This window comes from Kribbella sp. NPDC051952 (assembly GCF_040680855.1).
Lineage (GTDB): Bacteria > Actinomycetota > Actinomycetes > Propionibacteriales > Kribbellaceae > Kribbella.
In genome coordinates this window covers 71,109-83,909 of the sequence record NZ_JBFAXQ010000017.1, presented here as the reverse complement: position 1 = coordinate 83,909, position 12,801 = coordinate 71,109, and the positions used below count along the sequence as shown (strand labels likewise).

General features: G+C 68.4%; 8 protein-coding genes and 2 tRNA genes. 5 read left to right on the top strand and 5 right to left on the bottom strand.

The annotated features are described in order from the left end of the window. Positions 1-252: 252 nt before the first annotated feature. From AB0L70_RS28140 to AB0L70_RS28130, 3 genes are all read right to left on the bottom strand, one after another. Positions 253-1,467, bottom strand: coding sequence for an MFS transporter (locus tag AB0L70_RS28140; RefSeq protein ID WP_363689295.1), 1,215 nt, complete (start codon positions 1,465-1,467; stop codon positions 253-255). Positions 1,468-1,531: 64 nt separating this feature from the next. Next, entirely contained in the window at positions 1,532-3,304 is a 1,773-nt protein-coding gene (locus AB0L70_RS28135) for a hypothetical protein (protein WP_363689293.1), read from the bottom strand. A gap of 23 nt (positions 3,305-3,327) precedes the next feature. After that, positions 3,328-4,389 (bottom strand): MoxR family ATPase, encoded by a 1,062-nt coding sequence (locus AB0L70_RS28130; protein ID WP_363689291.1) that lies wholly within the window; start codon positions 4,387-4,389, stop codon positions 3,328-3,330. A gap of 144 nt (positions 4,390-4,533) precedes the next feature. Here AB0L70_RS28130 and AB0L70_RS28125 point away from each other — a divergent pair, with 144 nt between their 5' ends. Next, complete coding sequence (locus AB0L70_RS28125) at positions 4,534-6,408, top strand: hypothetical protein (protein WP_363689289.1); 1,875 nt, start codon at positions 4,534-4,536, stop codon at positions 6,406-6,408. A gap of 34 nt (positions 6,409-6,442) precedes the next feature. On the opposite strand, the gene AB0L70_RS28120 is transcribed toward AB0L70_RS28125, so the two are convergent. Next, positions 6,443-9,493, bottom strand: coding sequence for a S8 family serine peptidase (locus AB0L70_RS28120; RefSeq protein WP_363689287.1), 3,051 nt, complete (start codon positions 9,491-9,493; stop codon positions 6,443-6,445). Positions 9,494-9,990: 497 nt separating this feature from the next. Continuing rightward, a tRNA-Gly gene (locus AB0L70_RS28115) sits at positions 9,991-10,061 on the bottom strand. Between the two features lie 119 nt (positions 10,062-10,180). Here AB0L70_RS28115 and AB0L70_RS28110 point away from each other — a divergent pair. From AB0L70_RS28110 to AB0L70_RS28095, 4 genes are all read left to right on the top strand, one after another. Further along, positions 10,181-10,253: transfer RNA gene (locus tag AB0L70_RS28110), tRNA-Pro, on the top strand. A 76-nt stretch (positions 10,254-10,329) separates the two neighbouring features. Further along, positions 10,330-11,727: a trigger factor gene (gene tig, locus AB0L70_RS28105; RefSeq protein WP_363689285.1), complete on the top strand. Its 1,398-nt coding sequence runs from the start codon at positions 10,330-10,332 to the stop codon at positions 11,725-11,727. 129 nt (positions 11,728-11,856) lie between these two features. After that, complete coding sequence (locus AB0L70_RS28100) at positions 11,857-12,000, top strand: hypothetical protein (protein WP_363689283.1); 144 nt, start codon at positions 11,857-11,859, stop codon at positions 11,998-12,000. Positions 12,001-12,166: 166 nt separating this feature from the next. Continuing rightward, positions 12,167-12,790: an ATP-dependent Clp protease proteolytic subunit gene (locus tag AB0L70_RS28095; protein ID WP_131349683.1), complete on the top strand. Its 624-nt coding sequence runs from the start codon at positions 12,167-12,169 to the stop codon at positions 12,788-12,790. Positions 12,791-12,801: the final 11 nt, after the last annotated feature.

Sequence of the window (12,801 nt, the reverse complement as noted above, 5' to 3'; positions counted from 1 at the left end):
GACGGCGCTTGGGCAGGGTGCTCTGAGGGCATCTGGAGGGGCGCACTTCCCAACATGCTCGGTTCAAAAGGGGGCTCGCGACCTGAAACAGGCGCACTTTCCAGTATCGCTTACTGGGTAAGCGCTTGTCCTCCCGATTCCATTCCCCGCCGATGAATTACCGCTAGTTGCAATAACCAACGACCGCCCCACGCGGTGACCCCAGTCACAGCTATCACGTTTCGCGATTAGTACGCCGCCACCGATCGCCCATCAGCTGGCGACGGGTTCCCCTTCGGGCAGAGTTTCGAAGCTGCGCAGGGGTGAGACGAGGGCGATCAGGACGCCCGCGAGCATGCCGGCGGTGGCGATCAGGAGGGTCGGCCGGATGCCGATCGCGGTCGCGAGCAGGCCGGAGGTGGCCGCGCCGACGGCCTGGCCACCAATGACCAGGGTGCGCCAGCTGGAGGTGACCTGGGCGACCAGGTGCGGTGGGACGAGGGCCTGACGGAGAGTGCGCTGGGGCACTCCGAAGAGCGACATGCCGAGGCCTGCGAACGTCTGACCGAGCAGGATCAGCGGAGTGAGTCCGGTGAACAGTGAGACCGGGGTGAGCGCGGCCAAGAACACGCCGGAGACGTACGCACGCCCGATACCCACCCGTCGGCACCACGGGCCCGCGACGAAGGTCCCGAGCACCGCGGCCAGCCCGAACGTCGTGACCGTGGCCCCGACGAATGCCGGCGACCGGTGCAGCTCCCGGACCAGGTAGAGCACGACCAGCGGTCCCTGGAGTGCGCCGGCCATCGCAGCGACCGTGGCTGAGAGTGCGAGCGGCGTCAGGATCCGGTGACCGAACAGCGTCCGCAGGCCGGTCAGCAGCTGCACCTCGGATCGCTCCGGCGCGGGTGCCCGCTCCGGCTCCCGGATGACGTACGCCGCCACCGCGGACACGACGTACGACGCAGCGTCGAAGAGGATCGCGAACGGTGCCGTCAGCACCTGCACCAGGAGCCCGGCCACGGACGGACCCGCGGTCGAGGCCAGGTTGAGGTTGAGCAGGGCCGCACTGTTTGCCCGCATCAGGTCCTCGCGCGGCACCAGCGACGGAATCATCGTCTGGGACGCGGTGTCGGACAACAGCGTCAGTACGCCGGTCAGTACGGCGACGACGTACAGCTGCTCGATCCCCAACAGGTCGAGTGCGGCCGCGGCCGGGACCGAGCCGAGCAGGACGAGTCGTCCGAGGTCGGTCCAGATCAGGACGCGGCGCAGCGACCACCTGCCTACCCAGACGCCTGCCTGCAGTCCGAAGACAAGGTGTGGCGCGATGGTCAGTGCGGACAGCGCACCCATCTGGACAGCCGAGGCCTGCAACGTCAGGACGGCGACAAGTGGGAGGGCAACCGACGTAATCGCGCTGCCGGACGCGGACACCAGCTGTCCGATCCACAGCTTGCGGAACTCGCCCCTCACGACCCACGCCATGTCCATGAACCTGTCACGCATCAGAGTCGCCCGACTACACCTGTTCGCCGTCGGCAGAGGGTGTTCACTGCACGCGAAACACAGGACCCCTTGCAGTGAAGGGCAGTGACGCACCGGCCGGGATCAGCCAGGCGTGCTCGCGTCGTACCCGGACTACGTCGCACTGCCCGTCGGTGATGAGCAGAATCGGTCCGTGCGCCGGGAAGTCGTCCGCACGCTCCAGCAGATCCACACCGGGCTGCAGCACGGTCCCGCCGCGACCGCGGACCTGCATGCGACCGGCGATGTCGTCGACGGGCACGTAGCCGGCGTCGTACGCAGCCGCGTCGCAGTACACGACGCGGGCGGCCGGTACGTCGCGAGCCCGCGAGTACGACGCGATTGCGCCGAGTGCCTTGCCCAGGAGCTGCCGGTCCATCGACCCGGAGGTGTCCAGGATGACGCCGTACGTCGGGAGTCGCTCCAGCTCGACCGGGCGGATCCAGCCGGGCCGTGGGATGTCCGGCGTACCGGACTGGCGGCGGGAGGCGCGGGCGTAGGTGCGGACCTTGTGGACGGCCGGGACGTGCTCTTCGAACCAGCGGGCCAGTTGTGCGTCCCAGGCGAGCGGTGGATGGTCCAGTGCACGGATCTCCTCGACCAGTCCGGCGGGGAGCAGTCCGCAGGCAGGGTCGTGGTACGCGAGCCCCGTGCTGAGTGCGCGTCGGTAGATGTCGTCGAGACCGGAGGCCCGCGCGGCCTCGCCAGTGTGGGGAAGGGGATGCCCGAGGACGTCGCCGAGACCGACACCGCGCAGTGTCGCCAGCTTGCGGTAGCGGCGCAGGTCCGTCGTGATCCGGTCGTACACCGTCTCGACGGACATCCCCTTGAGCACCGGATCGTGCAGTGCGCCGTCGGGCATGCTGCCGACGCCCATCTCCAGCAGCCAGCCGTTGATGACCAGATCGGCCGCCACGTTCCACAGGTAGTGGTCGCGGCCGCCGACCCGCTCGCCATGGCGCAGAGCGGCGTGCAGCATCTCGTGGGCCATCACGAACCGCCACTCGTTCTGCGTCATCCCGACCAGCGGGTTCACGTAGATCTCGCCGGCCGTCGCATTCACGGCAGCGACCTGGATGTCCCAGCCGCGGGCGAGCTCGGCCTCCGCCACCACGGTCATGCTGGACGCGATCGCACCGAGCAACGGGTACGACGAGATGAACCACGCCAGCGCCAGATCCCACTCGTGCCGACCACTCCGCGAATCCGCCAGGGACGACCGTGCGCCACCCGCCACGTCCACCGCCGCAGCGGCTGCCGCGGACAGGCCGGCCGCGAACCGCTCGGACCAGTTCTCCGGCTTACCGAACCCAGTCCGCGAGATCAGTACGTCGGCATGCCGGCCGGCTACCCCGAGTCCGTCGTACTCGGGTGGCACGCCCGCACCGCGCCAGAGCCGGGCCAGCACCTCCTCGTCCTGACTTGGGAACGTCGGGGGTAGTCGGACGACCGGTGTGCCGAGTTTGAGCGACTGCAGGTACCTGTTGACTGCTACGTCGCAAGCGGCGCTCGCGGCCGGGTCGGGTGCCGGCCGGGTCTGAGTGGCGTGACCGAGGCCGAGGTGGATCAGCAGGTGCGCGAACACCCACATCCACTCCTCCGGCGTTGCCCGGCGGGTCGGGTGCGTGACGATCTGCCCGTAGGAGTCGATGACCGCCCAACCGTCCGGGGGGCAGTCGTCACCGCGCTGCGGCGTACGGCCCCAGCGCACCATCGGTGCGAACAGCGGGTGGGCGACGACCCGTTGCCAGGCGAGCTGGATCGCCTCCAAGGCCGGATCCTTCTTGCGCTTAGGCACGCGCGGCCACCAGGCGCGGGTGCTTAGGCACGCGCGGCCACCAGGCGGGGGAGGTCGCGGCTGACCTCGACCAGGAACCAGGTGGGCAGGACCGGGCGGCCGTCGTCGTCGGATGCGATCACCAGTTGCGCCACCTCGAGCGAGATCTCGGCCAGCTCGACCAGCAGCGCCTTGCCGCGGTGCGCGAGTTGGCGGGCCGCCGGAGAAGCGGAGGCCTTGTCCGCGGCGAGCTCCTTGACCAGGCGGGCGCGGAAGCTCTCGGCGAGGAAGTACAGCAGGTCGCGGTCCTCCGGAGCGGCCGGCCAGCCGGTCTCACCCTTGAGTACGGCGTCCAGCCCGAAGGCGTTCCGGACCGTCTTCACGTACGCGCGGAAGGCGGACGCGTGCCCGGCGGACAAGGTGCCGAAGGCAAGGACCCGCAGCGTCTCGTCGGAGATGTCGTCGCCGTACGAGTGCAGTGCGTCCGAGAGCATGTGCCAGCTCCGCGGCGTCGAGAACGGCTCCTCGGTCTTCGGCGGTGCGGTCCACAGGTGGTCCGGGCGGTTGCGCAGGTAGTCGTGCACCCACTGGTGGATGCCCGCCGTACCGGCCCAGCGCAGCCAGTCGCTTGCGGACGCACGCAGGTGGACGTGAACGAGGCGGTTGACCAGGGCGCTCGCCATCGGCCGGGCCAGCGCGTTGTCGGTGGCGCGGTTGCCGGCGCCGATCACGACAGATCCCTCGGGCAGCTCGTACTCACCGATGCGGCGGTCCAGGATCAGGGAGTAGAACGCCTTCTGGACCTCGGCCGACGATGCGTTCAGCTCATCCAGGAAGAGGCAGTACGGCTCGTCCAGGGCGATCGCCACCGGCGGTGCGAACCGGCTGCGCCCGTCCACGATCTGCGGTACGCCGATCAGGTCCTCCGGCGCGAGCTGGGTCCCCAGGAGCGTCACGCATTCCAGCCCGAGCGAATCGGCGAACGCTCGTACCAGACTGCTCTTGCCGATCCCCGGTGCGCCCCAGAGGAATACCGGGCGCACGACAGCCACGTGCAGCAGCACTTCCGGCAGTTCCGCCGCCGTCACCGTGATCCCCGCCTGCATCCGTCCCTTTCGCTCGTTCGGTCAGCGTTTCAGGATCCTCCCGGGGCTTGGGCGTGTCACATGGTTTTCGGACGGCGCTTCCGTTACCAGTGGTTACTGACTAGGGTGCGGCCCGTTGTCTTTGGAGTACCGGGGGGAGTTCTTGTGCTGAGATTTCGGGTGGTGGCGGTCGCGTGTTCCGTCGTACTCGTGCCGCTGCTGTCTGCCGGTCAGGTGATGGCGGCCGATCCGCCGACGCACCTGGGGGAGGGTGTGCTGGTCCCTGGCCACACCGCGACGGACGTCGGGTTGTCCGGGGCGCGGGTGGTCGTTTCGGACCCGTCGAGCCACGCTGTCTACGAGACGAGCAACAACGGCACCACGTGGACGGCCAATGGATCGAGCGACACCAAGCAGCTGCAGGTGGAGGGTTCCTCGCTGCTCACCTTTGCCGGCGGTACGGCGAAGGTCGGCGGGCTGACGTTCCCCGCGGCGGATGAGGTCGTACTCGGGAAGGGCGGCAAGCTGGTGTCCCACCGCGCCGCCAGCTCCCCGACTGCTGAGGTGTACGACGTCGCGACCAAGACGAAGCTGGCCGACTATGCGCCGCCGTTTGCTATGTCCGACAGCACTGTGTGGAAGGTGACCGAGCCTGGTCATCTGGACGGCAAGGACCTGACCACAGGTGTTGTGAAGACCGTCCTGGTGGCTAGCGCGTGTTCAGTCGGTCCGGATCGTGTGAACGGTCGCTGGGCGCTGCTGAGCGGCTGCAACCAGGTCGTCGACGTGAAGGGGCCGGAGGCTCCGCGCAACCTGACCGTGGCTGCGGACGCCCAGGTGGGCAACGGCTTCACCGCGCAGGCGTCCGGCTCCGACCTGCTGGTGACTGACCTCAACGACCAGGCACTCGGCCAGCGTCGCTACGGACCGCTTCGGGCGACGCCAAGCAGCTTCCGGGCTGACGGGTCTGGCGCCGCCAAGATCGTGTACGCCGATCCGGACAGCAAGCCGCGCGTGGCCAGCCTGACTTGGCTCACCGCGGATCCGCAGCAACACCCCGACACGGTGGCGCCGGTGCTGACCAGTGCGTCCGCGGGTGCGCGGATCCGGGACAACACGAGCCTGTCGTTCGAGTGGCTCTACACCGACCCGCAAGACCCGAACTCTCCCGCGACGGGCGTTAATTCGTACGACCTGCGGATCCAGCAGCGGCCCAACCGGACTGCGCCGTACGGGGCCTGGAACCAGGTGCCGGCGTGGCAGGGCCTCAAGACGACGGGCGCCAGCCTGAGTGCGGCGATCGGCACGGACACGTGCTGGCAGGTCCGCGCGCGTGACTATGCGGGCAACCTGAGCGCGTGGAGTGTGTCGTACTGCAGTGAAGTCGACGGTACGGCGCCATCGCTGGTGACGTGGCGGATCGGCGACCGGGTGGAGCTCGGCAACCCGACAGTGCTGCGGTGGGCGTACAAGGACGACACCGACGTGGCGTCGTACGACGTGGTCTACAAGGTGGCCGCACCGGGCGTTGCCCTGGGCAAGTGGATGTACCCGGTGACGTGGCAGAACACGACGATGACGTCGATCACGTACGCACCCCGCCTCGGCTGGGACGAGTGCTTCATGGTCCGCTCCCGCGACTACCTCGGGAACCTGTCCGCGTGGTCCCCGCAGATCTGCTCGGTAGCTCCCCAGGACGACCGCGCCTTCACCTCGGCCGGCACCGTCACCCGCTCCACCAGCACCCTGGCCTTCCAAGGCACCACCACGATCCTCAAGGCCAACGGCGCCTACCTGACCAAGGCCACCGAGAACGCGACCCGCATCGCGGTGATCGCCCTGGTCGGACCGGGTCAAGGCCGGGTTGACGTCTACCACGCCAACATCAAGATCGGCACGATCTCCCTGGCGGCCACCACCACAGCCCGCAAGGTCTTCTACCTCCCGATCACCCCACTCCGCACCGGCGCGGTCAAGATCATCTCCACCTCAACAGCCCCCGCCACCATCGACGGAGCAGCCTTCCTGCGAGTCAACTAACCCGCGTCACCACCGACCCCAGTTCTCGTCCGCGTCAGCCTCCGGACACGACATACGCGCCGAGGGTTGTCTGGGTCGCCGTCGTTCCCGCCGCGTCGGTGACGGTGGTGCGGAGTGAGACCGCACCGTGTGGCGTGGCGAAGGTCGCCTGATACCTGCGCTCTCCGACGCACTGAACCTGCGCAGCTCTCCAGGTCTTACCGCCGTCGCCGGAGACCTCGACCCGGACGCTCTTGAGTGCGTGAGAGCTCTGACCCGCTGGGGTGCTGGGCAGGACCGGGAGCTTGGTCGTCGGCGTCCACGTGCCGACGTTCAGATTGTTGACAATCGGCTGATAGCCCACCGTCCACAGCGGGGTGACCGCGTCACCGGCTTGCGATCGGAACGTCGCGCGGTAGTCGATCTTGGCCGGGTTCGAAGGCAGCGTCGCCGTGGTCTCGAGACGGATCGTCGCCTGCTCCGGCGGCAAACCTTCTGCCGATACAAGCCCGTAGTCCTCCGACTCGCCGACCAGGACGTCATTGCGGTAGAGCCGGGCGGCCCCGGCGTCGATCGCCGCGTAGCCGCCGTGCCCGTCCGCGTCGGCGATCCGGGCGAGGTCCACCTCCAGTTGGTCACCGCTCCTTCTGGCGGACACGTCGCGGATCCCGCGAGCAGCCGCGTTCCAGCGCTCCTGATAGGACCGGCCGGCCCGGTACGACGTACCGTCCGTCGTCGCCAGGGTGGTCAGGACGGTGTCGTCCGGCCCGGTCTCCTCGACCGTCTGGTACCAGCTGACCGCTCCGCTCTCGAGATGCTGCACCAAGGTCCCCGGGGCATCGAGGGCGCGGGCCATGCCGAGGATCGTGTGGCCGTCGACCGATGGCGATGCGGACAGCTGATAACCGTCGCCGGTACTGCGGTTGAGATTGGTGCGGACGGTGGCCAGTTCGTTGTCGTGGACGGTTCGCTGCAGCCCGGTGGGGAAGCGGCCGGCGACCACCTCGACCGGCCGGTAGGAGTACGGCGTACCGGCCAGCTCGCCGTCCCAGTGCGACGCGATCATGGTCGTCAGCTGGTCGGCCGGAAGTGTGGATCCAAGGCCCAGTGTGTAGAGCTCGGTGGCGCCGACGGCACCGAAGTACTGCTCGTAGCGATGTTCTCCGTCCGGCGAGGTTCGGATGTAGTCCGCCTCGACGAACGACTGCTGGGCGTCCGGTGCGGGGACGTCGATCGCCACTTTGCGTGCCTGCCGTGCATCGAGGACGACAGTCGCGTTCGCGGTCAGGTGGATGTTCGGCGCAACCATGGCATAGGCCGCGTCATCCTGGTCGGACACGTCGACATCGAGGGTGTAGTCACCAGGCGGTAGGCGCAAGTGCTCTGTTCCCGTGCTGGAAAGCAGGAAGGTCTGGGGAGTCGAACCATCGACCGCAGCGAGACTTACCTGCGCCCCGATCGCAGGAGTGCCGTCCCGGCGGAGCATGTTCACAGTGAGGTCATAGGCCTCGATGTCCTTCAGTACGGTGACCGGGACATGCATCGTGCCGCCCGGCCAGGTCGCCACCACCTGGCCGCTGTACCGACCGTCCGGACCGTTGTGATTGGTCGCGGACGTCACCTGGACCGGCGCCGAACCGCCGGCCGGAATGGTCAGCTGGCTGGTGCTGGTGGTCAGGGCACCGGCCGGGGCAGGCGCTCCGGTGGGATCGGTGAACTGCGTGCTGAGAGTCAGCGTCACCGGTTCGGTGCTGGTGTTGCGGTAGGTCAGGGTCTGAGCGACGGACTTGTCGTCGTTGTGCGGCCAGTCCGCCGTACCGAAGGCGATGCTCGACGGGCCGGCCAGGACCGATTGCGTGATCGCCCGGGCGACGTCGATCCGCCCGGCGCCTTGGTCGAAGATCCCTTGGCCGGCGCCGGGCTTCGCCGAGTTCGTCAGCGCACTCTTCAACTCCGCGGCCTTCCAGTCGGGGTGCTGCTGGAGCAGGAGAGCGGCCGCGCCGACGGTGTGCGGTGCGGCCATCGAGGTGCCGGAGAACCGGGTGTAGTAGTCGTTGACCGGTTCGCCCGTGGTCGCTTCGGACGAGCGGGCGGCGACGATACCGACGCCCGGCGCGGTGACGTCGGGCTTGATCGTGGTCGCGCCGGGAACCGGGCCGCGGCTGGAGAACGGCGCGATCGCGTCGTCACGGTCGACCGCTCCGACGGTGAGAGCCGCTGCGGCGCTGCCGGGGGAGTTGATGCCGACGTTGTGATCGCCGCCGTTGCCGGCGGCAACTACGAAGAGGGTGCCGGTCTCGGCTGTCAGGGTGTTGATCGCCTGCTCGAGCGGATCATCCTGCGGGGTGTCCTGGAAGCCGAGGCTGATGTTCACCACCTGGGCGTGGACGTCGCGGGCCGCCCAGTCGAGGGCGGCGATGATCGCGGAGTCGTCGCAGACGATGTCCGTGCACGCCTTCGCGTCGTACAGTTCGGCGTCCGGCGCGACGCCGCGGTACTGACCGCCGGAGGCCGCACCGGTGCCGGCGATGATCGAGGCGACGTGGGTGCCGTGGCCGATCTGGTCGCCGGGCAGGTCGTCGCCGAACGTCTTCACCTCGGCGACCCGGGAGGCCAGATCAGGGTGCGCCTTGTCGATCCCGCTGTCGACGACGGCGACGCGTACACCCTTGCCGGTGTACCCGGCCTGCCAGGCCGCCGGCGCACCGATCTGCGGAACCGAATGATCGAGCAGCAGGTGCCGCTTGGCGTCGAGCCAGATCCGGCCGCTGGGGAGCTGGCTCAGGAAGGTGGCTGCCGACTTCTTGGCGACCTTGCCGGCGGTCGACTTGATCACCGGCAGGGCTCGGGTGGCGGTCAACCCGGCCGGCTGGGCCTTCGCGCCGGAACCGGTGACGATCACCGGGATCGAGTCGGTGTGCGCGTCGTCGTACCCGGCATCGATCAGTCCGGTGACGTCGAACAGCCGCCGGTCCAGCCGGCCCGAATCCACCAGACCACGGACGTCCGACGGGATCACCGTCAACCGACCGTCGACCCTCGTCGCGCTGAACCGCATCCGCTGTCGCCCGGGCCCCGGCACGATCGAAGGCGCATCACCCGTCACCGACACCCGATCCCCGGTGATCAACGTAACCGCTGCCGTCCGCCCCCCACCCGGTACGCCGTAAGCCGCTCCACCACCCCGACCCCCGCCCGCCGCCGCCCCCACACCACCAGGCACCACAGCAAGAACCGCAACCCCCAACGCCACCGCCCCACGAACACCCACAACAACCTCCACCGAAGCACCAACCTGTCCCCGGCAATACCCCCCAACCACCCCCCAAGGTTGCATCCCCCACCGGGCAAGCGAGGGCAGAACCCCGACCCGGCCGGTGAAGGGCGTGCAAGTGACAAAGCCCCCGCCCGTGCCGCCGAGCGAAGCGAAGGCATGACCCCGCCGAGCCGAGCGAAGCGAAGCGAAGGCGGAAGCCACCCCGGCCACGTGCCCGGGGGGTGCGGGTGGCGGAGCCCCCGCTCGCGCCGAGCGAAGCGAAGGCGCAAAAAAGGAGGGCGAGGCAAAGTCCGCGCTCTCCGCGGACACTCCTCAGCCCTCAACCGAGCGGGTGACGAGAATCGAACTCGCGTAGTCAGTTTGGAAGACTGGGGCTCTACCATTGAGCTACACCCGCGTGCGCCTTGCGGCACTCCGACATGATTCCACATCGACCCCGGTCGACTCAAAATGGGTTTCGTGACGGGGTGGTGGCGCGAGCACTGGTTCGGGTCGACTAGACTCGTGCGGTCACTGCGGGGCGTAGCGTAGTGGCTAGCGCGCCTGCTTTGGGAGCAGGAGACCGCAGGTTCGAGTCCTGTCGCCCCGACAAACCCCCTGTAGCACCCTGCAGCGCGGGCTGTCGCCCGTGCTGTGAACGTCAATGATCAAGGAGAACCGCCACCGTGAAGAGCACCGTCGAGTCCTTGAGCCCGACCAAGGTCAAGCTCATCGTCGAGGTGCCGTTCGAGGAGCTCAAGCCGAGCCTCGACGCGGCGTACAAGAGCATCAGCCAGCAGATCACCGTGCCGGGCTTCCGCAAGGGCAAGATCCCGCCGCAGGTGATCGACCAGCGGGTCGGCCGTGGGCCGGTGCTCGAAGAGGCGATCAACGACGCGCTGCCGAAGCTGTACTCGCAGGCGGTCTCCGACAACCAGGTCAAGGCGATCGGCCGGCCTGAGGTCGACGTGACCGAGTTCAACGACAAGGAGAGCCTGCAGTTCTCCGCCGAGGTCGAGGTCCGCCCGGAGATCACGCTCCCCGACCTCGAGGGCCTGACCGCCGAGGTCGAGGACATCGCGATCAGCGACGACGAGGTGACCGAGCAGATCGAGTCGCTGCGCCAGCGGTTCGGCTCGCTGAACCCGGTCGAGCGCGCGGTGCAGGACAACGACTTCATCACCCTGGACCTGTCCGCCAGCAAGGACGGCGAGAAGGTCGAGGAGGCGCAGGCGACCGGCCTGTCGTACCAGGTCGGCAGCGGTCAGCTCCTCGACGGCCTGGACGAGGCTGTCCTCGGCCTGACCGCGGGTGAGAGCAAGACCTTCGTGACCCAGCTGGTCGGCGGCGCGCTCAAGGGCGAGGACGTCGACGTGCAGGTGACCGTCACCGCGGTCAAGGAGCAGGAGCTCCCGGAGTTCGACGACGAGTTCGCGCAGACCGCGTCGGAGTTCGACACCGCCGACGAGCTGAAGGCCGACGTCCAGGCCCGGCTCGAGCGCGGCAAGCGGCTCGAGCAGGCCGGCGAGGCGCGCGACGCCGTACTCGAGAAGATCCTGACGATGGTCGACGTGCCGGTGCCGGAGGGTCTGCTGACCGACGAGCTGGCCGCCCGCAAGGAGAACCTGGAGCAGCAGCTCGGGTACTCCGGGATGAGCTTCGAGCAGTTCCTGGAGGGCGAGGAGCAGTCCCAGGAAGAGTTCGACGAGGACCTGAAGAAGCGCTCCGAGGACGCGATCAAGGCGCAGTTCGTGCTCGACCTGGTGGCCGAGCAGCAGGAGCTGAGCGTGAACGACCAGGAGCTGACCGAGCACATCGTCCGGCACGCGCAGCGCTCCGGCGTCAGCCCGGACCAGTTCGCGCAGCACGCGGTCGAGAACAACCTGGTCCCGAGCCTGGTGTCCGAGGTCGTCCGCGGCAAGGCGCTCGCGCACCTGGTCGAGAACGCGAAGGTCACCGACGCCTCCGGCAACGAGGTCGAGCTGAAGACCCTGCAGCCGGACGGCACCTACGCCGAGGAGACGGACGAGGCGGCGGCTTCGGCCGAGGCCGAGACCCCGGCCGAGGAGCCCGCAAAGGCTTGATACGTACGCGAACGGCCCGGAACCACTGTGGTTCCGGGCCGTTCGCACGTTCGGACCTCGGCTGAAAGCGTTCTGAAAGATCGCCCGACTAGCGTGATCAGCACCGAATCCCATCCCGGAAGGACGGTTGTGGCCGCGCTCCTGCACGAGCCCGAGGTACGGCGTACGCCCTGTCAGCAGCCTGCACAACCGCAGCTGCTGCCGGCCGAGGACGAAGTACCTGACGAGGCAGTGAATGAGGAGTTCGGGTCCGCCGTGCTGTGTGGATGGTGACCGGCCGGATGAGCAGCAGCCGCCCGTGCCTGGCGCCGCAAACCCCGCGGGCGGCTGCTCCCCGGAACCTGCTGACAGCAGCCTGATCGCGGTGAGAGGTGCGCCGTGAGCGAACACCTGTGGCCCAGCCTTAGGTCTGTCGCCCCGGGCCAGTAATGTCGGCTTCGTGAACGAGACATTTGCAGCCAGCCCCACCGCCGCGGGCGGCAACGGTTCCGGCGGACTCGACGACCACATCTACCAGCGCCTGCTGCAGAACCGGATCATCTTCCTGGGGTCCGAGGTTCGCGACGACAACGCGAACGCGATCTGCGCGCAGATGTTGCTCCTCAACGCCGAGGACCCCAACAAGGACATCTGGCTGTACATCAACTCGCCGGGTGGCTCGGTGGACTCCGGCATGGCGATCTACGACACCATGCAGTGGATCTCCAATGACGTCGCCACCGTCGGGATGGGCCTGGCCGCCTCGATGGGCCAGTTCCTGCTCTGCGCCGGTGCGAAGGACAAGCGGTTCGCCCTCCCGCACGCGCGGATCATGATGCACCAGCCGTCCGGCGGTATGGGCGGTACGGCGTCCGACATCAAGATCCAGGCCGAGCAGTCGCTGCACATCAAGGCGCAGCTGTTCAAGCTGATCGCCGAGCACACCGGCCAGCCGCTCGAGCAGGTCGAGAACGACGCGGACCGGGACCGCTGGTTCACCGCCGACGCGGCCAAGGACTACGGCTTCATCGACCACGTGGTCGCCAGCGCCGCGCAGCTCACCTCCGGCAGCCCGAACTCCTGATCTCCCACTCC